At 42.8% G+C, this 25,671-nt stretch carries 27 protein-coding genes and 1 tRNA gene; 17 read left to right on the top strand and 11 right to left on the bottom strand.

Annotated features, from left to right (window positions below; translation table 11 throughout):
• Positions 1-21 precede the first annotated feature (21 nt).
• The 3 genes from ispE to NFR61_RS00805 all read right to left on the bottom strand — a co-directional run bounded on the left by ispE (position 22) and on the right by NFR61_RS00805 (position 1,840).
• Positions 22-834, bottom strand: a complete 813-nt coding sequence (gene ispE / locus NFR61_RS00815; protein ID WP_251619844.1) for a 4-(cytidine 5'-diphospho)-2-C-methyl-D-erythritol kinase — start codon at positions 832-834, stop codon at positions 22-24.
• Positions 835-901: 67 nt separating this feature from the next.
• Positions 902-1,444, bottom strand: coding sequence for a flavodoxin family protein (locus tag NFR61_RS00810; protein ID WP_251619843.1), 543 nt, complete (start codon positions 1,442-1,444; stop codon positions 902-904).
• 12 nt (positions 1,445-1,456) lie between these two features.
• Complete coding sequence (locus NFR61_RS00805; protein ID WP_251619842.1) at positions 1,457-1,840, bottom strand: nuclear transport factor 2 family protein; 384 nt, start codon at positions 1,838-1,840, stop codon at positions 1,457-1,459.
• 150 nt (positions 1,841-1,990) lie between these two features.
• Between NFR61_RS00805 and NFR61_RS00800 the strand changes: the two genes are divergently transcribed.
• From NFR61_RS00800 to NFR61_RS00750, 11 genes are all read left to right on the top strand, one after another.
• Entirely contained in the window at positions 1,991-2,341 is a 351-nt protein-coding gene (locus tag NFR61_RS00800; RefSeq protein WP_251619841.1) for a winged helix-turn-helix transcriptional regulator, read from the top strand.
• Positions 2,342-2,414: 73 nt separating this feature from the next.
• Positions 2,415-2,858 carry a thioredoxin family protein gene (locus NFR61_RS00795; protein ID WP_251619840.1) on the top strand — a complete coding sequence of 148 codons (444 nt, stop codon included), beginning with the start codon at positions 2,415-2,417 and terminating at the stop codon, positions 2,856-2,858.
• Positions 2,859-2,933: 75 nt separating this feature from the next.
• Positions 2,934-3,605 (top strand): phosphatase PAP2 family protein, encoded by a 672-nt coding sequence (locus NFR61_RS00790; protein WP_251619839.1) that lies wholly within the window; start codon positions 2,934-2,936, stop codon positions 3,603-3,605.
• A 550-nt stretch (positions 3,606-4,155) separates the two neighbouring features.
• Positions 4,156-4,752, top strand: coding sequence for a hypothetical protein (locus NFR61_RS00785; RefSeq protein WP_251619838.1), 597 nt, complete (start codon positions 4,156-4,158; stop codon positions 4,750-4,752).
• 57 nt (positions 4,753-4,809) lie between these two features.
• Positions 4,810-5,937 (top strand): DnaJ-like cysteine-rich domain-containing protein, encoded by a 1,128-nt coding sequence (locus NFR61_RS00780; RefSeq protein ID WP_251619837.1) that lies wholly within the window; start codon positions 4,810-4,812, stop codon positions 5,935-5,937.
• A gap of 29 nt (positions 5,938-5,966) precedes the next feature.
• Positions 5,967-6,845: an SH3 domain-containing protein gene (locus tag NFR61_RS00775; protein ID WP_251619836.1), complete on the top strand. Its 879-nt coding sequence runs from the start codon at positions 5,967-5,969 to the stop codon at positions 6,843-6,845.
• A gap of 2 nt (positions 6,846-6,847) precedes the next feature.
• The gene (locus NFR61_RS00770; protein WP_251619835.1) at positions 6,848-7,018 is read left to right on the top strand and encodes a hypothetical protein; all 171 of its coding nucleotides are present in this window, start codon (positions 6,848-6,850) and stop codon (positions 7,016-7,018) included.
• Between the two features lie 243 nt (positions 7,019-7,261).
• Positions 7,262-7,717 carry a thioredoxin-dependent thiol peroxidase gene (bcp, locus tag NFR61_RS00765; RefSeq protein WP_251619834.1) on the top strand — a complete coding sequence of 152 codons (456 nt, stop codon included), beginning with the start codon at positions 7,262-7,264 and terminating at the stop codon, positions 7,715-7,717.
• Between the two features lie 2 nt (positions 7,718-7,719).
• Positions 7,720-8,760 carry a recombinase RecA gene (gene recA / locus NFR61_RS00760; RefSeq protein ID WP_251619833.1) on the top strand — a complete coding sequence of 347 codons (1,041 nt, stop codon included), beginning with the start codon at positions 7,720-7,722 and terminating at the stop codon, positions 8,758-8,760.
• Between the two features lie 21 nt (positions 8,761-8,781).
• Positions 8,782-10,860: a dipeptidyl-peptidase Dpp5 gene (dpp5, locus tag NFR61_RS00755; protein WP_251619832.1), complete on the top strand. Its 2,079-nt coding sequence runs from the start codon at positions 8,782-8,784 to the stop codon at positions 10,858-10,860.
• Between the two features lie 91 nt (positions 10,861-10,951).
• Positions 10,952-11,025 (top strand) — tRNA-Asp (locus tag NFR61_RS00750).
• Between the two features lie 52 nt (positions 11,026-11,077).
• Here NFR61_RS00750 and NFR61_RS00745 read toward each other — a convergent pair.
• Positions 11,078-11,710 (bottom strand): DUF6266 family protein, encoded by a 633-nt coding sequence (locus NFR61_RS00745; protein ID WP_251619831.1) that lies wholly within the window; start codon positions 11,708-11,710, stop codon positions 11,078-11,080.
• Positions 11,697-12,362 (bottom strand): DUF6266 family protein, encoded by a 666-nt coding sequence (locus NFR61_RS00740; RefSeq protein ID WP_251619830.1) that lies wholly within the window; start codon positions 12,360-12,362, stop codon positions 11,697-11,699. The genes NFR61_RS00745 and NFR61_RS00740 overlap by 14 nt, the downstream gene beginning before the upstream one ends.
• A gap of 106 nt (positions 12,363-12,468) precedes the next feature.
• On the opposite strand from NFR61_RS00740, the gene NFR61_RS00735 reads away from it, so the two are divergent.
• Positions 12,469-13,398, top strand: coding sequence for a helix-turn-helix transcriptional regulator (locus NFR61_RS00735; RefSeq protein ID WP_251619829.1), 930 nt, complete (start codon positions 12,469-12,471; stop codon positions 13,396-13,398).
• Positions 13,399-13,560: 162 nt separating this feature from the next.
• Here NFR61_RS00735 and NFR61_RS00730 read toward each other — a convergent pair whose 3' ends face one another.
• A complete protein-coding gene (locus NFR61_RS00730; protein WP_251619828.1) occupies positions 13,561-15,747 on the bottom strand; it encodes a patatin-like phospholipase family protein in 2,187 nt (728 codons plus the stop codon).
• Positions 15,748-15,998: 251 nt separating this feature from the next.
• Between NFR61_RS00730 and NFR61_RS00725 the strand changes: the two genes are divergently transcribed.
• Entirely contained in the window at positions 15,999-17,195 is a 1,197-nt protein-coding gene (locus tag NFR61_RS00725) for an OmpA family protein (RefSeq protein WP_251619827.1), read from the top strand.
• Positions 17,196-17,386: 191 nt separating this feature from the next.
• Entirely contained in the window at positions 17,387-18,997 is a 1,611-nt protein-coding gene (locus tag NFR61_RS00720; protein WP_251619826.1) for a fumarate hydratase, read from the top strand.
• Positions 18,998-19,048: 51 nt separating this feature from the next.
• On the opposite strand, the gene miaA is transcribed toward NFR61_RS00720, so the two are convergent.
• Genes miaA through NFR61_RS00695 form a run of 5 tightly spaced genes read right to left on the bottom strand, consistent with a single transcriptional unit; the run spans position 19,049 to position 22,332 of the window.
• Complete coding sequence (gene miaA / locus NFR61_RS00715) at positions 19,049-19,951, bottom strand: tRNA (adenosine(37)-N6)-dimethylallyltransferase MiaA (protein WP_251619825.1); 903 nt, start codon at positions 19,949-19,951, stop codon at positions 19,049-19,051.
• Between the two features lie 25 nt (positions 19,952-19,976).
• Complete coding sequence (locus tag NFR61_RS00710) at positions 19,977-20,573, bottom strand: IS1096 element passenger TnpR family protein (protein WP_251619824.1); 597 nt, start codon at positions 20,571-20,573, stop codon at positions 19,977-19,979.
• Positions 20,574-20,589: 16 nt separating this feature from the next.
• Positions 20,590-20,901 (bottom strand): CCC motif membrane protein, encoded by a 312-nt coding sequence (locus tag NFR61_RS00705; RefSeq protein ID WP_251619823.1) that lies wholly within the window; start codon positions 20,899-20,901, stop codon positions 20,590-20,592.
• A 27-nt stretch (positions 20,902-20,928) separates the two neighbouring features.
• The gene (locus tag NFR61_RS00700) at positions 20,929-21,207 is read right to left on the bottom strand and encodes a DUF2752 domain-containing protein (RefSeq protein ID WP_251619980.1); all 279 of its coding nucleotides are present in this window, start codon (positions 21,205-21,207) and stop codon (positions 20,929-20,931) included.
• Between the two features lie 39 nt (positions 21,208-21,246).
• Positions 21,247-22,332, bottom strand: a complete 1,086-nt coding sequence (locus tag NFR61_RS00695) for a pyridoxal-phosphate-dependent aminotransferase family protein (RefSeq protein ID WP_251619822.1) — start codon at positions 22,330-22,332, stop codon at positions 21,247-21,249.
• Positions 22,333-22,437: 105 nt separating this feature from the next.
• On the opposite strand from NFR61_RS00695, the gene rsfS reads away from it, so the two are divergent.
• The 3 genes from rsfS to NFR61_RS00680 are packed head-to-tail and all read left to right on the top strand — an operon-like array spanning position 22,438 to position 25,599.
• Positions 22,438-22,788, top strand: coding sequence for a ribosome silencing factor (gene rsfS, locus NFR61_RS00690; protein ID WP_251619821.1), 351 nt, complete (start codon positions 22,438-22,440; stop codon positions 22,786-22,788).
• Between the two features lie 4 nt (positions 22,789-22,792).
• Positions 22,793-24,793, top strand: a complete 2,001-nt coding sequence (ftsH, locus tag NFR61_RS00685; protein WP_251619820.1) for an ATP-dependent zinc metalloprotease FtsH — start codon at positions 22,793-22,795, stop codon at positions 24,791-24,793.
• The gene (locus NFR61_RS00680; protein WP_251619819.1) at positions 24,790-25,599 is read left to right on the top strand and encodes a phosphatidate cytidylyltransferase; all 810 of its coding nucleotides are present in this window, start codon (positions 24,790-24,792) and stop codon (positions 25,597-25,599) included. The genes ftsH and NFR61_RS00680 overlap by 4 nt, the downstream gene beginning before the upstream one ends.
• Positions 25,600-25,671: the final 72 nt, after the last annotated feature.

Raw genomic sequence — 25,671 nt, 5'->3', positions numbered from 1 at the left:
TATTTTATTTAATAATTTCGTTTATTCTTCCCATATAAACTTTCCTTTCAAATTCTCCGGAATCTTCACATCCTCCGGAAAAATACCATACACAGCGGAACCGCTTCCAGTCATAGAAGCGAACAAAGCACCCGCTTCATACAAAGCCTGCTTCACCTCACGGATTTCCGGATGCACAGCAAAAATCGTTTTTTCAAAATCATTCCCAATCTTTCCCTCCCACTCTTCCAGTGGCAACTCCGGTAGATGATACAAATCAAACGGAGCCTTTTTCGGGACAATTCCTTGATAAGCCTCTGCCGTAGACACCCCGCAATCAGGCTTTACAAGAACGATTTTATACGCCTTCAACGACAAATCTATTTCCTCCAGCAACTCTCCCCGTCCACTGACAAAAGCAGGTGTACTCCGAATAAAATAAGCACAGTCACTTCCCAGCTGCATGGCATACGTCATCAACTCCCGCTCTGAAATACCCAACTCAAAATATTCATTTACCACTTTCAGCATAAACGCCGCGTCGGAAGAACCTCCCCCCAGTCCCGCTCCGTAAGGAATCACCTTATGCAACTTCACCTCCACTGCCGGTAAATCATAAGCTGTCGCCAATAACTTATAGGCTTTTACTACTAAATTCTTTTCGGCAGAACAATCCACAGAGATGCCCGTATTCCGAAACACACACTCTCCTTGCGGTTGCTCTGTCCGATTAACCTCCAAGACATCCGACAAGGATAGCGGATAAAACACGGATTCCAGATTATGGAAACCGTCCGGTCTTTTCTCCGTCACAAAAAGACCAAGGTTAATTTTAGCATTCGGATATGCAAACATACCTCTGCAAATTTTAGATTCTTTGAGAGGCAAAAGTATAATGAAAAAGATAAAAAACTGAAATTATTTAAAAAAACTTCTCCGCAAGGGCTTCCGCCTGTTTACAACCATCCGTCTTATTTATATCTCCCGCTTTGAATACTCCGGAGACAAGCACCTCGCCCACCATTTCCCATTTCAACAGTGCTGCCGAACGTTCTATAGGCAACCGTATTCCATCCATGAGAGTAGCATCTTCCTCTTCGCAACAAGCAATCAACCCGCACTTTTTGCCTGCCACATTCTTACCGCCTATGACCAACGAGAAAATGCGATCTATAACACCCTTAATCTGTGCCGGTATGGAATACCAATAAAGAGGCATAGTGTAAACCACAGCATCAGCCTCAAGCAAAGCCGGTGCTATAATATTGAAATCATCATCAAATGAGCACGCTTTACCCGTTTTATAACAAGTCTCACAAGCGTGACACCCTCCAATATTCATAAAAGCAGCATCAAACCGCTGCACGGAATGCCCGCACGATTCAGCCTTCTTAATAAACGCATCGGTCATGGCAAAACTGTTGCCATTCTTGCGAGGACTTCCTGTTACAACAACTATCTTCATAATTTCACTCTCCTATTTTTTAATGGTATTTGAATTCTGATTATACGCTTTGGCGACACACTTCCATTCTCCACCTATTTTCAACAACAAAAGGTAATCGGTAAAATCAATACGACCACCCCATCCCTCTTCAAGAACACGAACAACAGCCAACGTCTCCTCAACAGTTACCACATCAATACGCGCTTTAAACGCTTCACCGCCATTAACGGTATCGACATTGTGATAAAACTGTTCGATAGAACCACGTTCCATCTTCCCGTCAAGAATTCCGAAAAGCACGGCATCCTCCGTAAACAACTCGCGGGCATACTTACTATTACCTTCTGCCACACTCTTGACAAACTTCATGGCAGCTTCTTGCACTGCCTCATATTCTTTGATTGAATCTCTCATAATACTGTATTTTATAATTCCGTTACAAAAATACAAGGTAGTATCTATTAACACAAGTACCGATAAATTTTTCGGTATACGAATAATTTTTCAATATACCCCCATTCCGGACAATTATACCTACCTTTGTATCTGTAAAAACGAAAAAACATGTACGAAAGAAAAATACCCGTAGATCTCAATTGTCCGCTACGACTGACAATGAGCCTGATAGATTCCAAATGGAAATCCTGCATTTTAGACGAATTGCGCCATGCCCCCATGCGCCCGAATGAATTGCACAAAGCCTTACCCGAAGCCACACCACGTGTGTTGGATTTGCAATTAAAAGAATTGGTAGACGACGGCCTGGTGGAGAAAACCATTTATCCGGAACTGCCTCCCCGTTCGGAATATACAATCACACCATTGGGCTTATCACTCCTTCCTATTCTGGATGCCATGATTGCATGGGGTGAAAAAAATCAAACGCTATTTGAAAAGAAATACGAACAGAAATAAGATTTACTCTCATTTTTAATTCGTATCTTTGCAGAAAGAAAACAAGTTAATACAAAAACCTAATACCACACATATGAAAAACAAATTCATACTTCTGCTAATCGTCATGATTTCCGGACTTGGATTTTCTGTAAAAGCCCAAGCGGTAAAAGAACTTACCACACAGGAATTTAAAAAATTGATTTGGAACTATGATGAAAACAAGGAATGGAAATTCATCGGCAAAAAACCCGTCATCATCGACTTATATGCCACCTGGTGCGGTCCTTGCAAACGCCTGGCTCCCATTCTTTCCGAAATACAACAGGATTACGGAGACAAACTCCAGATATACAAAGTGGATACGGACAAAGAAAGAGAATTGGCACGCCTTTTCAATGCAACCAGCATTCCGTTGATGGTATTCATCCCTCAAAAAGGAGATCCGTTCCTATTATCCGGTTTACGCCCGAAAGAACAACTGGTACAGATTATCAATCAAAATTTATTGGCACCTGCACCGACGAAGAAGAAATAAAAAATACACCTGTTTTCCTATTTCAGCCCACTTGTATTTTCAAGTGGGCTTTTAAGCAGGAAATACAATATACCTATGTTGGAAGCATTACAAAATATCGACACGCACATTTTTCTATTCCTAAATAGCCTGTACACTTCCTACGGAGACTCTTTCTGGTGGATTTTCACGGCCAAACTGACATGGGTACCCATGTATGCCGCCATTTTGTACGTTATATGCAAAAACTTCCGTCCGACAGTAACCTTATTTACGGTCATAGCCATCACCCTAACCATTGTATATGCCGACCAAGTCTGTGCTACATTTATCCGTCCCTTCGTCGAACGCATGCGCCCGTCCAATCCAAACAATCCCATTTCCGAATTAGTACACATCGTTCATGGGAAACGCGGAGGAAGATACGGCTTCCCCTCCTGTCATGCCGCCAATTCTTTCGGTCTGTCCTTCTTCGTCATGCTGCTATTCAAAAATAAACTCTTGAGCTTTTTTATTTTGGCATGGGCGTTCCTCAACTCCTATTCACGCATATACATCGGCGTACATTATCCCGGAGACCTGCTCGCAGGCATGCTCGTCGGATTAAGCGGAGCCTTGCTTATATACACTCTTTACCGATATGCTTTAAATCGATTCATCGATAAAAAACTGCATCCTGCATACCCCTTGCGGCACTGTTCCGTCATCATTCTGACCGGAAGCATCACCACTCTCCTGATTGCTTTATACTCCGCATTTCAACGCTGAATTGGTATTTTTCTTTCCACGTTCATCTGTTATCCGGAACAAAACATTTATATTTGTGCTGTTCATCTGAAAAATGGACGGACATATTAGTTTTAAACGGAAGCGTTTAAACTTGTTCTTGATAGTAAATCTGACAAATTTAGAAGAGAGAACGAGTTGATTCACTTGCGTTTATATGTGCGCATGGATTCATTTCACGTACATATAGCGTGGGTTTGTAACTTGTTTTATCTTCAAGGTTTTGTCAGAACCCACTATCTAAAATAGGTTTACAATACCTGCGCTTTCCTTTTGATGTAATAACACACTTCTTTTCGGGTATTGAAGATACAAAACCATTTACAATGAAAAAACTATTTTTTTTCATGTTGGTAGTTTGATAGGAATACAGCAGCAGTTTTGCGCATCTTCTTTTTATGTGTGCTAAATCACGTGCTTTCCTTTGGAACTGGGGAAACTTAAACAAATGTCTACGAATAATCTAAATGAAGTAATTGTCTGCCTTTATCGCGGACAAGAGCAATAATTATAATCTAAATAACTAATTAGTATGAAAAATGTCAAATTAAAACCGTGGGTAGGCAAAAACTACCGACAAGGTTTTCAAGGCAGGAAAATCATGGTGTTGGGCGAAAGCCATTATGCAGATCATCCGTGCGGAGAAAATTTTACGAGCGAAATCGTTGCGGATAATTTTCTAAACCCTCAAGTAGAACGCAAGGGATGGATGAACACTTACACAAAATTTGAGCGTGCCATGCTCGGACGGGAATTATCGCAGGAGGAAAGAATGGAGTTTTGGGATTCCATCATGTTTTACAATTATATCCAGGAGCCTCTCTGCGGTCCCCGCCTAAAGCCTACTCGTGAACAGTACATTGCAGCCCAAGAGCCATTCATCGAAATATTAGAGGAGTTTCATCCGGACGGGGTGATAGTCTGGAGCGAACGCCTGTACAACGCCCTTCCCCAATGCGGACAGCAAGGCGATAGCATTATCGTGCAATCAGCGGAGGAAGTGGAAACGTGGAAATACTTCCTAAGCGACGGACACGAGATAAGCGTGCTGCCAATCCAGCACCCTTCCAGCGGGTTTTCATGGGATTATTGGTATCCGATTCTCAGTAAATTCATAGAATACTGTTGAGCAAACAATATGATAGAAAAATAAGATCTTAATAATAAAACAATTAAATAAAGTATTATGAAAAAGGTTTATTTAAAGGAAATTCCAGGGTACGCATTTTCAAGGAATAGGATTATTGAAATACCGTATACGACTGATACACAACAAAATGAATCAATCACTCAAATAAAAGAAGCATTATTAAAAGAAGGTAATTTATTAGGAAAGAAACAAAGACATACTATCAATATTCTTGACAAAATTATTCGTAAGACAGAAATAGAACAAGGTCAAATGTTGGTCAGTTATTATTTAAATACTTATTGTAAACGTGACAAGGATGTTTTTACACAAACCATAAATGAGGAGATTCCGGTAATCAACGATGCACCAGAAAATATAGATTATTGTCTTGATTTCTTGGAGTCATATAATGATCAATATTTTAGGGAAGGCTTAGAAGGCGAATGTAGATTTTCTGTAGTTAATAAAAGACAATATGAAGAACCTTATGTATTGTGTACAAATTGCAATGGAGAAGGGAAAATAAAATGTCCCGTATGCGGAGGTTCCGGACGCGAGCAATATACAGATGGATATTATGCCTCCGGTGAAAAAAGAATAAAAACAGGACATTGTTCAGAATGTCAAGGATATGGTAAAATCAATTGTCCAGAATGTAATGGACAAGGAAAAATAGAAATTTTTGCTCCACATTATTCTGTCGTAAAATCCGTAAAAGAAGTCTATTTACAAAGGATTGTGCCTACTTGCAAACATACATGGAGAACTCATATAGGAATGTGCAATGACGACACTAGACTTTACAAAGTATTTAATAATCAAGAAACGATTCGTTTTTTGAAAAAGAACAGGAAAGAGGTTATTGTAGATAATTCTCAACAAATTATTCAAGAAATGGAAGCAAACAAAATACGTGATTACTATGAACAAAATAATAAAAACGCAGAAAAGGGCTTTAAAATGTTTGGACGATTTACATCCGGAAGTGATTTAATTTGTCAACAAGAAATACATTATTTAGTACCTATTACTCGATTAAAAATTAACATATTCGAAAAAGATTCGATGACTATTTATCTTTTGCCATACGACGAAGAATCTATTTATATTAGTTTGGATAAACCAGAAAAACTAAAAGGAACCGGTACTTTGAAATACCTCTTCTATAAACTATTCAAATAATTATTCCAAAACAAATAAAAAAAATCAAGATGAAACTGATATTCATAAAATTACTCATCTGCATTTGTTGCGTAATTTCACTTAGCTCGTGTAGTAATGATGGTCGTAAGGTTAAGAAATTCTTATCACGTATGAATGCTCGTGAAATTAATGCAGCTTCAAAATATATTTATCCTGGTGATCATGCTAAATTAAAGATATATGCAGAAGTATTAGAAAAAAATCCTAATCTATTTTTGAAATTAAAAAAGAAAAAAAATGTAAAATGTAATGGGATTCCAGGTGTAGTTGCAACATTTGAATGCAAAAATTCTTCTCCATATTATCATAATTACATGGAGAATCTTCATTTATTACAACCTTCCGGAATGGTTGTTGATACATTTTATATTCGAGAAACACTTAAAGGAGATAAATTATCTTTTAATTGGGCAAATATCAAAGGAGAAAATCTAAAATTGGCAACTATACGAGATAGCACAATAAAAAGCATAAATATCAGGGAAGATATGGGAGAAAATTATCCGATAATAGGTAAAGTCAAGGCAGGACAGTCTGTTGTTATTGACGATTATTCAGAGAATCCAAAATGGGTAAAATGCTTTACAACAGATGATAATTGCAGAATAGTTGAGGGATATATCTATCGAGAATTATTATCTGCAAACGAAAATGTATTTTTCTCACTTGGCATTTTTGAATCATTAGGTATTACCCTGGCTGTCATTATTTTTGTTGTCGTAGGAATTGGTTTTGTTTTAGTATCAGCATTATCTAAAGCATTAATAGCCATGAATCCGTGGGGATTTATTCCTGCTGTTGTTATGATATTAGGATTGTTATATGTGCTTTACCAATTATTAGAAAATATTTTATTCGAATTATTCATTATTAATTTACCGTATTAATCATGGCATTCATCAAAGGCTTGAGTTTCTCATTGAAGAGAGCTATCGGAATTAGCGGATTAAAGCAAAAAATTGCAGCCAAAACAGGTATTCCTACTACTCGAAGTGGTATGGAACGGAAAATCGGGAATTATATTATTTCCAAAATTACTCCACAAGAATGGAAAAAATAAATTATTTCTTATATATCTCAATGACAAAATACTCATAGAATAAGTATTTAAAAATTCGACTGACGACCATTTTACTTTATTCCGCCTATAACGGAGTACTGTAAAATGGTCGATTTTTTTCTTCCAATTTAAAGTATTCTCTCCACATCCATCGATTTCAAATAAAATATTCGTACTTTTGTATGAGGTGGTGATTCTTTATCCTAGGAACAGAAGAAGGTATGTTGCAATAATTTACACATCATGGCATTATTGAAAGAAGGCGAAAAAGCTCCCTATTTCGAGGGAATCAATCAGGACGGGGAAAAAATTTCCCTGAATAATTACAAAGGGAAAAAACTGATACTCTATTTTTATCCCAAGGACAATACGTCGGGCTGCACGGCAGAAGCCTGCAATCTGAACGACAATTACGCACAGCTGACCGCCTCAGGCTACGAAGTCGTCGGTGTCAGTCCCGACTCACCCGCTTCGCACCTGAAGTTTATTGCGAAATACAATCTCTCCTTTAATCTAATCGCAGATACAGAGAAAAAGATACTGGAAACTTATGGCGTCTGGGCGGAGAAGTCCATGTACGGACGAAAATACATGGGTGTGCTGCGCACCACTTTTATCATCGATGAAGCAGGAGTCATCCGGCACATCATTACGAAAGTAGATACGAAAAATCATGTTAACCAAATTATTAATAAGTAGAAATGGCTTCAAAAGAAATTAACCAGGACAAATTAAAGGCACTTCAATTAACGCTCGACAAAATCGAAAAGAACTTCGGGAAAGGAAGTATCATGAAATTGGGTGACAATGAAGTGGAGGATATTCCGGTTATCCCCTCCGGCTCTATCGCACTGGACAAGGCGTTAGGCGTAGGCGGATATCCCAAAGGCCGGGTGATCGAGATTTACGGACCGGAATCTTCCGGTAAAACCACGCTGGCGATACACGCTATCGCCGAAGCGCAAAAACAGGGAGGCATTGCCGCCATCATCGACGCGGAACATGCTTTCGACCGTTCTTATGCCGAAAAATTGGGCGTAGACACCGAGAATCTGTTTATCTCCCAACCGGACAACGGCGAGCAGGCACTCGAAATCGCCGATCAGCTCATCCGATCCGCCGCTATCGACATCATCGTCATCGACTCTGTGGCCGCCCTGACACCCAAGGCTGAAATCGAAGGTGAAATGGGCGACAGCGTCATGGGGTTGCAAGCCCGTTTGATGTCCCAGGCTTTGCGGAAATTGACCGGAACAATCAGCAAGACCAACACCTGCTGCATTTTTATCAACCAGTTAAGAGACAAAATCGGCGTTATGTTCGGAAATCCGGAAACAACTACCGGTGGAAACGCCTTGAAATTTTACTCCTCTGTACGTCTGGACATACGCAAAATCGGGCCTATCAAAGACGGAGAGGATATTTTAGGCAACCACACCCGCGTGAAAGTGGTGAAGAACAAAGTAGCTCCCCCCTTCCGCAAAGCCGAATTCGACATCATGTACGGAGAAGGCATCTCCATCTCCGGAGAGATCGTGGACTTGGGCGTAGAGTATAATATTATCAAGAAGAGCGGAAGCTGGTTTTCATACGGCGACAGCAAACTGGGACAGGGACGCGAAACGGTCCGCCAGCTGATTATGGACAATCCGGAACTGGCAGACGAGATCCGGCAGAAAATCGTCGCTGCCATGAACGGTTCCGAATATCATGAACCGGAAGGCGAAATAACGGAAGACTAATCTAGTAACAACAAAGTTTATATGAAACCCATTGTTTATCCCGTTTTAATCTTATTATTATCCCTTATGGCCTGTGATAATAAAAAAGCAGCCGAAGCGGCAGGTAAAAGTTACAAGACACCTCTGCAAAAACTGACTTCCGATGTCATGACTCCGGAAGTGTTATGGTCATTCGGAAGAATCGGCAATGTTTCCCTTTCTCCCGACCAATCCAGGTTGGTGTATACGGTAACTTATTTCAACAAGGAAGAAGACCGCTCGTACAGCGATATTTATGTCATGGATTTGAGCAACAACCAATCCGTACAAATTACCAATACGGCAGTAAATGAATCCGAAGTGAAATGGACACCGGACGGACAAAAAATCACTTACATCGCCAACGGCCAGTTGTGGGAAATGAATCCGGACGGAACTTCCCCGCGGCAAATCACCGATATAGAAAACGGTATCAACGGATATGTCTATGCACCCGACATGAGTAAAATCGTGTTCTGTAAAGATGTCCGCCTCGAACCTACCGTCGAAGACCTGCATCCTGACCTCCCGAAAGCGAAGGCCCGGATTATCAACGACCAATTTTACCGCCACTGGAACGACTGGGTTGAAGCCTATACCCACCTTTTCATTGCAGACTATACTCCCGGCAAGACCATCACAGGAGGCAAGGATATTATGGAAGGCGAGAAATGGGAATCTCCCGTACGGCCCTGGGGCGGCACCGAACAGCTGGCATGGACGAAGGACGGGAAAAAGCTAATCTATACGTGCCGCAAGAAATACGGCATAGAGTATGCCCTTTCCACCAATACCGATCTATACTCCTATGATACGGAAAACGGGGAAACCCGCAACCTGACGGAAGGGATGATGGGCTATGACAACAATCCGGTCATTTCTCCCGACGGGAAACGGATGGCCTGGGAAAGCATGGAACGGGACGGCTATGAAGCCGACAAAAACAGGCTTTTCGTTATGAACCTGGAAACAGGCGAAAAGAAAGAGTATACCAAAAATTTCGATCAGAGCGTCGGACAGCTGGCCTGGGGCAACGACAACAATACGCTGTGGTTCATCTCGGACCGACACGCGACGGACGAAATTTATGCCCTGACGCTGAATGACGGGAAAATCCGGAAACTGACGGAAGGCATTCATAACTATACCGCCGTTTTCCCGACGGACAACGCCTTGATTGCCACCAAGGTGTCCATGAGCAAACCGGAGGAAATTTACAAAGTCAGCTTGCAGGACGGCAGGGACGAAGAGATTTCGTTTGTGAACAAGCCGTTGCTGGATCAGCTGACGATGGGGAAAGTGGAAAAGAGATGGGTGAAAACCACGGATAACAAAAACATGCTGGTATGGATGATATATCCCCCCCACTTCGATCCGGCGAAGAAATATCCGGCAATCCTCTATTGCGAAGGCGGACCGCAGAGTACCGTCAGCCAGTTCTGGAGCTACCGGTGGAATTTCCAGCAAATGGCTGCCAACGGCTACATCATCGTGGCCCCGAACAGACGCGGCCTTCCCGGTTTCGGACAAGAATGGCTGGAACAAATCAGCGGAGACTATTCCGGACAAAATATCAAGGATTATCTTTCAGCTATTGACGATGCGAAGAAAGAGCCCTACATCGATGAAAACCGCTTAGGCTGCGTAGGGGCTTCCTATGGCGGCTATTCCGTATACTATTTAGCGGGACACCACAATAAACGTTTCAAGGCATTTATCGCCCACTGCGGTATCTTCGACCTAGAGTCGCAATACTGCGAAACGGAAGAAATGTGGTTTGCCAACTGGGATATGGGCGGCGCCCCCTGGGACAAGAACAATAAAACCGCCCAACGGACGTTCGCCAATTCTCCCCACAAATTCGTCGGCAACTGGGACACGCCTATTCTGGTTATACACGGCCAGAAAGACTACCGCATCGATGTCTCCCAAGGCATGTCGGCCTTTAACGCCGCACGCATGCGGGGCATTCCGGCACAATACCTCTATTTCCCGGAAGAATGCCATTGGGTCACCGGATGTCAGGACGGCATACTCTGGCAACGCACATTCAAAGCCTGGCTGGACAAATGGCTGAAGTAATTTTTTACTTTTATCCCGAGAAAATGTAATAATTCAAAAAAAAGATTCTACATTTGCACCGCTACTGAATAACAATCGTTCTTCAAAATCCGGTGTGGTAGTTCAGCTGGTTAGAATACAGGCCTGTCACGCCTGGGGTCGCGGGTTCGAGTCCCGTCCACACCGCTGAAAATCAAGAAAATAGCTGCTTTTAAAAAGCAGCTATTTTTACTTACACTCAAGCAATCTTTACATACCTGGTTGCGGAAGCACGCTTACCGTCCTGGCGGAGATAAAAGACGTAGACACAAAGATTCTCCGTATCCCAACCCTCTTTCAGCATCACCGTCACAGGAGTAGCATCCTTGCGCTCATTCAACTCATGCACCTGCACCTCTTTCCGTTCCTTTTCCAGAATAACGGCATAAAGGCAGTCGGTAGCATACTTGTGGTAACCATTCTCATCTGCAACATGAAGGAACGTCAAACTTTCCTTTTCATCACCAACGGTCATCGTTACCTCGGGTGCAACCAGCGTACCTTTAGAACAAACAATACGGGAATAGTCCACTACCACCTCTCCCTCTTCGTCCATTGTCACAACCCCGGCATTTGCCTGTGCAAAGGCATTCTCCGGAGTCTGCACTCGCGCACGCGTGGGAAACCCCAGCGCAGCCGCTTCGCCGAATATACCGCACCAATCCATCAATTCCGTAAAAATACGGCGTTGGCGCTGTTGGGCAGGCGTACTCGATTCATTTTCAACAATTTTCTCTTTCATCACATCCATTCCCCGCCATTTACTAAAAGTAGCTTTTCCGGCCGACTTCTTAAGCCTCCGGAAAATCAAACTCGTCTCATAAAGAGCCATAATCAATACTTTTTAAAATTAAACTAAAATATTTGCTCTCGCTACATCTTTTTTCCGTATGCGAGCAAAATGCAACATACAAATGAGAGTATTCCCTCAATTCTTCGGGCAGGCGGAACGACACTCTCCCGTCGCAACGGCGCACCTCTCCACATGCCAACAGCTTGACGGCAAATGTCTCACTGTCCCTCATCACATAGAGTTGCAGGCGGTCATCCGGCGAGGCATTGACCTGATTGGGCGTATTTTCCCAGGCCACCGTCCACATGCCCTCCTCCACCCTACTCACCCGCAACCCGTCCGGCAGCGCCAGCGCCCCCGTTGTCAGGCGAAGTTTTGAAAAATCGCAAATCCTGCCGTCACCGCTAAAAGCCGGCAAATTGCCTTTCACCAACAGATTATACCCATTCAGCAACATCCCTTCCGCCGCCCGCTGCCAATAAGTGTAAATACCGACCTCCTTCAATGCCTGGTAGAAAATGGCAATAGATGCCATCCGCTCCTGTTGAGCCACTTGCCCGGGTGCCGAAGGCGGCTTCACCTTTGAAGGCTTTCTCCGAATACAACGCCGATTGCGATACCTATAGACAATCAAATTATCTATCGTACCCAAACAACAACCTAAAAACGGTATTTCTTCAGTTATAATCATACCCAAAGAATTTAATACTATTAATTTCGGTACAAATAAAAACAGCAGTACCGCCAAAATATGTCGTGAAGTAGAAAAATATTGTTAAATTTGTAAAAAAAATATCATGTTCGGACTCAAAGAAATACAACGTGCACTGATTATCATCCGTAAGGTTCGTGCATACAAAGGAATCACCCTGAAAGAACTGCAAGAAAAAATAAAGGAAGAACTAACTTTCCATGGTTACACCAACATAGCCATCTCCGACAGGACTTTACAACGGGATATTCAAGGTTTGAGAAAACTGGGGATTCACATTTCCTACTCCCGCTTAAAAGGTTACCATTTCCCGGAAGATGAAGAACAGGACCCGGAAAACGTCGAAGCCGTACTCGAGGCTTTCGACCTCCTCAATGCTTTAGGAGGTGACACGGGGATGAACCACTTCGTCTTTCCGTCAAGGCGTCCCTACCGGGGCAGAGAACACCTGCATACCTTATTGAAAATGATTAAGAAAAACGCTTCCATACGTATCCGTTACAAAAAATACGAAGAAGACGATATTACAGAGCGGGAAATATACCCTTATGCCTTGAAAGAATGGCGCAGCCGCTGGTATCTGTTGGGAATAATCAAAGGCAAAGACCCATTGACCACTTTCGGGCTTGACAGGATTCTGGACATACAGGAACTCTCAAAAGCTCCCCCCAAGAAAGAGATAGATATAAATGCCATGTTCCATGATTGTTGCGGTATCTATAATGACGAGGAAATCCAAGCGGAAGAAGTCATTATTTCATATAATACGTGGGACGGAGAATACGTGAAAAGCCAACCCATCCACCACTCGCAAGAGGTTCTACCCAACGAAAAAGATAAGGACAGGTTATTTTTCAAGCTAAAAGTCAAGATTACCGGTGAATTCCAACTGGAAATCCTGGCACGCGGTTTTTCCCTGCAAGTACACAAACCCGAATCCCTGCGGGAGGCTATCTACAAAATCTATCAGAACGGCATGAAGGCGAACGAATTCGGCAAGCCTCTGCTTTTCTAAGGATTAGCTGAAAATAACCGGGCAATAGCCCGGCTAACAATACGCTCCTTGCCTATCCCGTAACATATATCATCCCTATCTCCGAATAGGCTTGGGATAGAGAATGGGATAGGCCAGGGATAGGGATGTATGCCGGATTACCCGAAGACAACCTACGGAAAACTAAAAGTTAAAGCCTAAATTAAAATACAATCCCATTTTTTTAGTCCAGTCGGATATGCTTACCACGAAATCCACCGGTCCTACGGGCAAATCATAAGAATAACCGATACCTCCTCCCCAGATACCCTTCCCTCCCAATATGTCAAAAAAGTTATCGTCTTGCAGAGCGTAATTCCCGACAAAGGACAGATAATGCCGTGCCCCCATTCTTTGACGAAGATGCAATTTAGCCACTAACAATGCGTTGTCAAACAACTCTATGTGGTTTATCCCCCAAAAAGGCAGCTGTTGGGCCATATTACGCCCGAATATATCCCCTCCCATATAATTCAGGTAAGGGGATGCGATTTCATTCCCTATCAGTACCCTGCCATAAACGGACGGAAGCAGTTTCAGGCGGTTGGTCAATGAAACGACACCCGTAAAGTCCGCGCTCAATGCAGAAAAAGGAGCGCTTTGGTTGTATTGAATAAAATTATCCGTATAAAGAGAATAAGAGGCTTTAAAGGAAACGCCTTTTGTCGGATAATAACGTTTGTCGTATGTTTCCAAATGCGCTAAACCGTAATAAGAGATGAAGCCTTCCGATTTCAAATCAAAATTTTGTCCCTCGACTTTGAATAAAATGTCATCGGAATCAAAATATTCATAACGCAATCCCGTCTCAAATTTAAAATTCCGCACGTAAAGGTTTGTCAGGCTTAATTTACCGCTATGATACCGATAGGCTATTCCGTTTACTTTATCCCCCCGGTCGTATAAATCAAAGTCGTTATATTTGAACATATAGGATAAATTCAATTTGCTGAGAAAAGGCCTCTCAAAAGAGTAGTCTACACGGACAAAGGGACTTTTACTCAAACGTGCCGTCAATTCAAAACGCGAACCCCGCAGTGCTTTAAACCGCAAACGGGTGTTCAGCAAGATTGCCGCCATTTCTTCGGAATCAAAACGAAAGCCCAGATTTAACGCACTCATTTCCCGTTTTTGCAAGTTTATTTCCAAATCATATTCCGGTCCGTTCAACAGCCGATAGGTGACCCCGGTGAATATTTTTGTTCCGTAAAGTTCACTTATAATTTTATGAAGTTCCTCCCGCGTCATTTCTTTATGACCTTTCAAGCGCATGATTTTTTTCAACCAAGCCCCGTCTTTTTCGGAAATACCTTTCAGATAAATATCCCTAATAAAAAAGGTGTCGCGGTTTATTTCGAGCGTGGAGCGCTTCCCGTTATCCATCGAGTCACCTTGCAAAATCGTTTTCAACTTTATCAGTTCTTCCCAATTTGCCTCGGCGGCTTTTTCTCCCCGGAGCAGCAGTGTGTCTACGGCCTCTTTAGTGAAACTGGCGGCGGAGAATCCGCTGACGTCCGGCCGGATATACAAATCCGTCATGGCTTTGTTAGCTTCAAATTTGTTCAGACACATTAAGTTTATCAATTGCCCCATGACGCTCGGTAAGGAATTCAAGTCCTCCGCCGTTCTTAAGTCCGATTGTACATCCACCCCTATTATAATGTCCGCCCCCATTGCTTTTGCCACGTCTACAGGAAAGTTATTGACGATGCCGCCATCCACCAATATCATACTGTCTGTCCTGACAGGGGTAAATGCCCCGGGGATGGCCATACTGGAACGCATGGCCTGTGCCAATAATCCTTCACTCAATACGACTTCTTTGCCGCTTACCATGTCCGCAGCCACACATGCAAAAGGGATGGGCAATGTTTTAAAGTCAAGCGTATCATGATAGCCTAAAGTCAAGTCGGTAAATAAGTTGTATATGTTCTGCCCGCTTACGAATCCCGCCGGCATCCGTCTTGTTTTATCTTTCCGGAAAGGAAAAGACAAGAGATATTTTTCTGTCGCTTCTTTTTCTGCAAAAGACAGTTTGTCCCGGTAGAGTTTGTCGCTTAACAAGTAAGGCCAATCCTGTTTACGTACTAAGCTGTCCAGCGTCTTTCCGTCATATCCGATTGCATACAGTCCTCCCACGATTGCCCCCATACTGGTTCCAACAACGATATCAACCGGTATGCCGGCTTTTTCCAATACTTCTATTACCCCTACGTGCGCAATTCCTTTTGCACCTCCACCGCTTAATACCAATCCCACTTTTTTCCGTTCTGCCTCTACTTCTGTCAATATCCCCAGACAAAGTAGTATACACAAGCAGTATTTCCACATAAGATTTTTAAGTTTTATTACATCTTTTGCAACAATAATGCCAAAATAGGACTTTGAATTAAAAACTTCAAAACATTTTTACATAAACAAATCATATTAAAGTTAAAAACTTAATTATCAGTCATTATTACATGGAATATAATCATTTTTTCACAAATATTATGTATACACCCTACTATTTTCCCCGTATTACCTCCTGTTTCTGAACTAACTTTTAAATAATACTATAACCAAAACTAAATTAAAGAAAAATGAAGAAAAGAGTATTAATGCTGTTGTTGATAGCTGCGACGCCTTTTATGTCGTTCGCTCAAGAAAGTACGCAATTAATCGTACAAGAGAAAAACACTTCATGGAGCGGTTATGTAACCAATAGATTTTGGGATAATTGGTTTATATCCATCGGTGCTGGAGGTCAAGTTTATTTCGGTCAAAGCGATGCCCAAGGCAAATTCGGCAAGCGTATTGCTCCCGCATTCGATTTTTCTGTTGGTAAATGGTTTGTTCCTACCCTCGGTCTTCGTGCCCAGGTAAGCGGTTTCAAGTTACAGGGTTTTACTTATGATGCCGCAAATATGTATGCAACAGGCAGCCCGGACAATGACGGCTTATATAAACAAAAGTGGAACCAATTCAATGTCCACGGTGATGTTTTGCTTAATCTTTCCAACTGGATCGGCGGTTACCGTTACGACCGTTTTTATGAGGCTGTACCTTATTTGGGCTTCGGTATTATGCACGCATGTACTTCCGCCTCGAATAATGTGTTTACAGCCAATGCCGGTTTGATTAATAAAATGCGTTTGTCGGATGCTTTCGATTTAAATATCGAGATTCGGGGGTCTGTATTTGAAAAGAAGTTTGCCGGAGAACCGGGTGGTAAAAGGGCTAACGGTATTCTGACCGTTACCGCCGGTTTCAGCTATAAGTTCAAGAACCGTGAATTTAAACGCAATATTCCCGTTGCCCCTGTTGTCATGGCGGAAGAGATTGCGTGGGCCGCTACCGCCAAACAGTTGGAAACGACACAGGCTCAATTAGCCGAGCAGATTGCCTATAATAACCAATTGAATTGCGAACTGGAACGCGTAAAAGCGGAAAAACAAGCCGTTAAAATAGAGAAAGAAGTTGTCGTTGGTCCAAGAGCTATTTTCTTTGACATCAATAAAGCCAATATTACAGCAAAAGATAAAGTGAATCTGGAGTATTTAGCAGAACAGATTAAACAAAATCCCAATAAATCTTATACTATCGTAGGCTATGCCGACAAGGCCACCGGTTCTGCGGAGTTCAATCTCCAATTAAGCCAGAAACGAGCTGAAAATGTATATAATGTTCTTACCAAGGATTTCGGGGTTAATCCCAATCAATTGAAGGTGGAATATAAAGGCGGTGTCAAGGATTTGTTTGACGGCAATTCCCTCAACCGTGTAGCCATTATCGAATAATTATATACAACCGAATAGTTTCAGATTCTGATTTTTCGGTGAAAGAGCTCGATATGAATCGGGCTCTTTTTATATAGACGAAAAGATTATTAAAGAATATTTTCTTTAAAATTTAAATTTCTCAGTTATTAATCTTATTTTCGTTGGCTCAAGAGTACAGGATACTTTTTACTTTATTAATCAATATTATTATGGCAGAATTTAAATACCAGGACCCATTTCCTATTGAGAAAGATACGACCGAATACCGGTTATTGACGAAGGAATATGTAAAAACAATAGAGTGTGACGGGAGAAAAGTTTTAAAAATTGAAAAAGAAGGGCTTGAATTGCTGGCACGTGAGGCTTATGCCGATGTGTCGTTTTATCTGCGCGCTTCTCATCTGCAAAAATTAGCTGACATTCTGAAGGATCCGGAAGCGAGTGACAATGATAAATTTGTTGCCCATACGATGCTGATTAATCAAGTGGTTGCTGCCGAAGGGGAGCTTCCTACTTGTCAGGATACCGGAACGGCTATCTGTATCGGTAAAAAAGGCGAAAATGTATGGACGGGCTGTAATGATGCGGAGGCTATCAGCAAGGGGGTGTTTGAAACTTACCGTGACCGGAATTTACGTTATTCACAGGTGGTGCCGTTTTCCATGACGGAAGAAAAAAATACCGGTACGAACTTGCCTGCCCAGATTGATCTTTATGCTACGCAAGGCAATAAATATGAGTTCCTTTTTATTACCAAGGGAGGAGGTTCCGCCAATAAGACTTTTCTTTACCAGCAGACAAAAGCTCTTCTTAATGAAGAGACTTTGACTAAATTTATTTCAGAGAAGGTATTGGATTTAGGTACGTCCGCTTGTCCTCCCTATCATTTGGCCGTTGTCATCGGAGGTACTTCGGCAGAGGCTAATCTCACGACGGTAAAGAAGGCGTCTGCCGGTTATTATGACCACTTGCCTACTTCCGGCAATGAAGGCGGACGAGCTTTCCGGGATTTGGAATGGGAAGAAAAGATTTTGAAAATATGCCGGGATAAAGGTATCGGTGCCCAATTCGGAGGGAAGTATTGGGTACATGATGTACGTGTTATACGGTTGCCGCGCCATGCAGCTTCTTGTCCGGTGGGGATAGGAGTAAGCTGTAGTGCAGACCGGAATATCAAAGCGAAAATTACGGAAAAGGGTATTTTCCTTGAGCAGCTGGAAAAAAATCCTGCCCGTTTTCTGCCGGCAGAAACCCCGGCTCTTGCTCCGGCTGTCAATATTGATTTAGACCAGCCTATGGAACAAGTTTTAAAAGAGCTGACCAAACATCCGATAAAGACCCGTTTGAATTTATCGGGTACTTTGATTGTCGCCAGGGATATTGCTCACGCCCGCATTAAACAGATGCTGGATGAAGGCAAGCCTATGCCCGATTATTTTAAAAATCATCCTATTTATTACGCCGGTCCGGCAAAGACTCCTCAAGGGATGGCGTCCGGAAGTTTCGGACCGACTACTGCCGGCCGTATGGACCCATACGTTGATTTATTCCAGCAACATGGCGGCAGTATGATTATGGTTGCCAAAGGAAACCGCTCGCAGGCTGTGACTGATGCTTGTAAAAAACACGGCGGTTTTTATCTCGGTTCTATTGGAGGGCCTGCTGCCATTTTAGCTAAAAACAGCATTAAGTCTGTTGAAGTCGTGGCTTTTGAAGAACTTGGCATGGAAGCTATCCGTAAAATCCGGATAGAGAATTTCCCTGCTTTTATCATTGTGGATGATAAGGGCAATGATTTCTTCGCAGAATGGGCCCATTAATCCATTTTTAAATTGGAAATAGAAAAAGGTAGAAGTAAAATTCTACCTTTTTTATTGTATTTGGGTCTGAATATAAGTCAGTATCTTTTCTTTCTCTTCCGGATGGAACCACTGAATTTCATTATCCCGCCGAAACCAGGAGAGTTGCTTTTTCGCATAGCGGCGGCTATTGCGTTTTATTAAACGTACGGCTTCTTCCCGGTCTATTTTTCCGTCAAAAAAATCAAAGCATTCTTTATACCCTACCGTATTCAAGGCGTTTAATCCTTTGTGTTTATATAACCGATGCGCCTCGTCCATCAATCCTTCTTCAAGCATTACATCTACCCGTCTGTTTATACGCTCGTATAATTCTTCTTTGTCCCGCATCAAACCTATCTTCAAGATGCGGAAGCCTCTGTCTTTGGGTGCGTTCGTACGTAATGAGGAATAAGGTACGCCGGCCATTAAACATACTTCTACGGCATGCAATACCCGCTTCGCATTGTTCAAATCTACCTGCCCGTAAAAAACCGGATCCAGTTGTTTCAACTGCCTGCATATTGCTTCCAAGCCTTCTTCTTCGTAGCGCTTCATTAAATTTTGCCGTAATTCCGGAGCTATCGTCGGTATGTCATCTATGCCTTTGCACACGGCGTCGATGTACATCATGGAGCCACCTGCCATGACCACGATGTCCCGCTCTTTATGTAAGAGGCGAATTCTCTCCAATGCCTGTTGCTCGAACTGCCATGAGTTGTAATATTCTTTTACGGATAAGGTGCCGACAAAAAAATGAGGAACCCTTTTCAGTTGTTCCTCAGAAGGCACGGCCGTGCCTATTTTCATCTCTTTATAAATCTGGCGGGAATCGCAGGAAATAATAGAGGTATCAAAAAATGAAGCGATATCAATGCTTAAATCCGTTTTTCCGACTCCCGTGGGTCCCAGGAGTACAATAAGCGTTTTATTCATAAACTCTTTCCGGTTCCAAACCCTATCAAAGTTTATCAATATAATCGTCTATGCTGTCATACGAGGAACCATAGCCGCCACCGCCAAAATCATCCTCATCTCCAAAGTTATCCTCATCGTCTTCAAAGCCGCCTTCATCACTGTAATCATTGAATTCCTCCATAAAGCTATCGTCGTACTCGTCGTCGTCCGATTTATTGAAATCCCATTCTTCGTCCGGGTCAAAGCTCATTTGTTCCGGAATTTCTCCCTCACAGTATAGGCATGCAGGCAAAGCATCGGATTTTCCCTTGTATTCTCCCGCATACTCGACTTTAAAATATTTGTTGTTGAAGAAGTCATAAACGTATTCCAACTCTATGCAGTCTGCATTAACGACATCCTCTATTTTCGTGGTATTCATCATCATGGTGTCCTCATCCCCCACCATATCCGTTAATGCTATTTCCTTTCCCCTCACTCCCATTTTATCCAATGTATAAAATGAAGCCATTTGCGAGCCGTCATACTCCAATACTTCTATAATTTTATCGTGGAACTGCTGGAATGTCTGTTCTCCTGCTATTGCAATCTCACACCGGAATTCCGTGTCCGGAAAGTTAATTTCAAATCTGTAGTTCATATCAATATTTTACAAACTAATAAGGCAACATCCCCAACCCTGCTGCAATAATACCCATGAAAATCATAATTACAAACACTATTACCAATGCCGATATGCAAATTGCAATAATACCGCAAACACGTCCGGCATTCAAATTTTTATAAGATGATTCAAAGTAATTTTCAGGGTTTGTCCGATACATACGTCTGGGCGTACCGGAAAGAGCTACTGCTATAATTCCGAGTATTAACCCGATAAAGCCATAACACCAGCAAAATATCAAAGATAATATACCTAATACCAATACGACGGTAGAATTAGGTAGCTCCATTCTATTTTGTTCCATTTTCTTAATTTTAAAAAATAAATAAACTTAAATAATGTTATTTGTTAATTTGAGCAAATATGATATTAAAATTGTTGCCAAACAAGCAAAACCTATAATTTTTAAGTATTCTGACGTAATTTTTTTCACCCCGCATAACCTCAATCCTCCCAGTATAAAAAACAGAATTAATCCGAACAAGGCGGGATAAGTGACAAAAGCCGCTTTCCACTCTCCTTTTAAAAGTAAAAGAATTGCCGTCTGTAAGCCACACCCCGGGCATTCTATTCCCAAATAACGTTTTATCAAACAAGGGAGCTGATGCATTTCCAACCATTCCAACATTGCCGGCACGTATTTTCAATATCAACGAGTTACTTTTTCAAGTATGTCCAATGCCTCTTCCATCAGGTTCAGGTTTGCCTGGGAACCCATGTGTCCTATCCGGAAAACCTCTCCCGCCAGACAACCGTAATTTCCCCCTACGACCAATCCCTGCCCCCTTAAATTTTTATCCAATTCCTGCCAAGTATACTTCGCAGGTACGTACAAAGCTGTTACCGTGGAAGAGTACAAGGCGTCCGGACGAGGATACAGTTTCAGTCCCATTTCCACACACCGTTTCCTGCAAAATTCCGCTGCTTCCACATGCCTTTCTATTGTCTGTTGCAGCCCTTCCTGCAAAATCAACTCACACGCTTTATACAATTGTGCCGTCCCTTGCCAATAGGGTGTGTAGGGAAAGTAACGTTTTTCCACGGCAAAACGGAATGGCAACAAGGCATCGTAACCGACATAGCCGACCTCTTCTATAATCTCCCACGCCTTGGGACTTACCGATAAGAATGCCATATTAGCCGGTGCTGACAAACATTTCTGGGAACCTCCCAAGCATAAATCAACGTGCCATTCATCCACGTTCACGACACTTCCGCCTATTCCGGAAACGGCATCCACATACAAAAGGGGCACGCCGTATTTTTCTTTCAGTTCGCCTATTTTATCCACCGGGTTCATCGTCCCGCTGGGCGTCTCATTCTGCACAAGTGTAATCATCTTAGGGGCAAATTCCCGAATGGCTTTTTCTATCAGTTCAAAATCACTGACTGACTCGTCAAATCCGAATCCTATTATCCGGACTTCACATTCCAATGCCTCCGCCATCTCTCCTATGCCATGGCCGAATAATCCGGTAGACAATGCCAATACCCGGTCGCCCGGCACAAGTGTGCTTTTCAAGGCGCTCCATAAAGCAATCATTCCTTCTCCCGTCTGGAGGACTATCTGATTCCGGGTACCCATCAGTTTTTGCAGTGCTTCACCCGTCTTCACATACAAATCCGCATATTCTTCCTCCAAATCGGCGGAGCCGTAATTGAATGCTGCCACATCCAATATTTCCTGCGGAACGGATACCGGCCCCGGCACCATAGATATTCTATATTTTTCCATAAAACCGTCTTTTAAAACAGACCACTACTTTTTTGCGCCACAAAACTACAATAAATATCCATATAAAAATGTATATTTGTAGCCGTAAAAGAAGGTTAAAGAAGAATGGCGGACATTATTCAAGCAGTTGAAAAAATAACAGAAGCATTACAAGACAATAAAGGTCACCAAATCATCTCCATTGATCTAAGAAAAATTACAAACCGTTTCTGCGATTTCTTCGTAATATGCCATGGCACTTCCAGTACACATGTTGCAAGTCTCGCCGATTCCGTCGAGGAGAAATTAGAAGAAATCAATGAAAAACCCCTGCATATTGAAGGAAAGGAATCCGCACAGTGGATTATCATTGACTACGGTAACATTGTTGTCCACATATTTCAAAAAGAACAGAGAGATTATTATCAATTGGAAGATTTCTGGGGTGACGGGATAAAAAAAGAATTTGAAAGTTAGTATTATGTCAGAGAACAAAGAAAACAAAAAAGATAATTTCAATTTCCCTCCCATCGGAGGCAAGAAAAACCTAAAGAGCCCCAAATTAGGCGGTTATTGGTTTTACTTAGTTTTCGTAGCCCTTATTATCGGTTTCAACTTTTTCAGTATGAAAACGGAACCGGTAAAAACCAACTGGCAGGAAGTCAAGACCAAGATGCTGGAAAAGGGGAATGTCGAAAAATTTATTGTCATTACCAATACGGGACAGGTCAATGTCTTTATCAAGCCCGACAAGATACAGGATTATTCCCAGTTGATGGCAAAAGGATTCAAGAATTACGACCGGGGGCCCCAGTTCACCTTTGCCATCGGTTCGCTCGAAGGTTTTGAGAAAAACGTTACTGAGGCGCAGCAAAACATTCCGGGAGCCGCCGGAGTTACGCTCGAATATGAGAAGGAATATGACGGCTGGGGGAATCTGATAAACTTCCTCTTCCCCATTGCACTCATTCTTTTTATCTGGATTTTCTTTTTCCGGAGAATGAGCAGGGGCACCGGAAGCGGAGGCGGCATTTTCAGTGTAGGGAAATCACAGGCCAAGCTGTTCGACAAAGAATCCAATATTAAGATAACATTCAAGGACGTAGCGGGGCTTGCCGAAGCCAAGCAGGAAGTGGAGGAAATTGTTTCTTTCCTGAAAAGTCCGGACAAATACACAAAATTAGGAGGTAAAATTCCCAAAGGTGCCTTACTGGTAGGCCCTCCGGGAACGGGAAAAACCCTTATGGCCAAAGCTATGGCGGGAGAAGCCAATGTTCCCTTCTTTTCCATGTCGGGGTCAGACTTCGTCGAAATGTTTGTCGGCGTGGGTGCTTCCCGCGTACGCGACCTGTTCAAACAAGCCAAAGAAAAAGCCCCCTGCATCATCTTTATTGATGAAATAGACGCCATCGGGCGCGCCAGAGGCAAGAATCCCAATATGGGATCCAACGATGAACGGGAAAATACGCTCAACCAACTGCTGACGGAAATGGACGGCTTTGAAACCAATTCAGGTGTCATCATTATCGCCGCTACCAACCGGGCGGACATACTCGACAGCGCGTTATTGCGGGCTGGCCGTTTCGACCGGCAGATATATGTGGACCTTCCTGAATTGAAAGACCGGGAAGAGATTTTCAAAGTACACGTAAAACCGTTGAAACTGGCAGAAGACGTAGATATTTCATTCCTGGCCAAACAGACCCCCGGATTTTCCGGTGCGGACATTGCCAATGTTGCCAACGAAGCCGCACTGATTGCTGCCCGTAAAGATAAAAATGCCGTAGAGAAGCAGGATTTCCTGGATGCCATCGACCGGATTGTCGGCGGTCTGGAAAACCGAAGCAAAGTCATCAAGGTGAACGAAAAGAAAGCCATTGCCTATCACGAAGCGGGACACGCAACGGTTTCGTGGTTACTGGAACACGCCCATCCTTTGCTGAAAGTAACTATCGTTCCCCGGGGAAAAGCCCTGGGAGCCGCCTGGTATCTGCCGCAGGAGCGACAAATCACCACGAAAGAACAGTTGCTCGACCAGATGTGTTCCGTATTGGGAGGACGCGCTGCGGAAGAATTGACATTCGGACAAATCTCCACGGGAGCCCAAAACGATTTGGAAAAAGCGACCAAGCAGGCATACGCCATGGTCACCATTTTCGGTATGAGCGAAAAAATCGGCAATCTAAGCTATTACGACTCTACCGGACAGAGCGATTTCAGCTTTACCAAACCTTACTCCGAGAAAACAGCGGAATTGATAGACAGTGAAGTAAAGGCTCTGGTGGAAAATGCCTACGCCCAAGCCAAAGAACTCTTAAAAGAGCATCAGGAACAACACAGGCAGGTTGCGGAACTTCTACTGGAAAGAGAAGTCATATTCAGCGACGACCTCGAACGGATTTTAGGAAAACGTCCGTGGAAAGACGACGAGGAAGAAGAGAAAGTCTCCGAACCGGAAACACATAAAATCGATTCATTGTGAATAATTTCATCAAACGCTCCGTCAGCGGGCTTATGTTCGTTGTCATTTTGACCGGATGCATTTTTATACATCCCCTGGCATTTTTCATTCTCTTTTTTGCCATAAACATCCTCGGATTGCTCGAATTCTCACACATGGCAAAAAGAATGCATGTATACATCAATACGCCTGTTTACCTGATTTGCGGCAGCATGCTGTTCACGGCCGGATTCCTACATGCCTATTGTGATTATCGAGACGGTTATCTCTGGTGCTTCATCGCCTCTTTCATGCTCGGTATTTGGGAACTCTACCGGAAAAAAGGAAATGCATTCCAAAACATTACATTCGCCTACTACGGTCTGCTCTACCTGAGCCTGCCGTTTACCCTGCTAATCTATCTGCCTTATATGACCACCGGAGAGTGGAGGCCGGAAATCATCTTCTTCCCTTTTCTGCTGGTATGGCTGAACGACACATTCGCCTATCTGTGCGGCTCGCAATTCGGACGCCACAAACTTTTTCCCCGCATATCCCCTAAGAAATCATGGGAAGGTGCTATCGGAGGAGGTATCGTAACCATTGCAGCGGCATTGCTTATAGCTCCTTACATAGAGGGATTGACTATCATCAACAACATTATCATTTCTTGTATTGTTGTCATTTTCGGCATCTTCGGCGACCTTCTGGAATCCATGTTCAAAAGGAGCATCGAAATCAAGGACTCCGGCAACATCATGCCCGGTCACGGGGGTATCCTCGACCGCTTCGATGCCATCCTGTTCGTCATTCCGGCCATCTTTGTCTACCTGGAATTTGTCTACTAAATATCCTCCGGTCTTTGAGTTTAAACTTTTTATCGTACCTTTGTCCGTTGATAAATATTTAAAATCATTGAC

Origin of the sequence: Odoribacter lunatus (genome assembly GCF_943193135.1) — a bacterium.
GTDB lineage: Bacteria > Bacteroidota > Bacteroidia > Bacteroidales > Marinifilaceae > Culturomica > Culturomica lunata.
The sequence above is the reverse complement of the archived record's forward strand: the minus strand, read 5'-3'. Positions and strand labels throughout refer to the sequence as shown.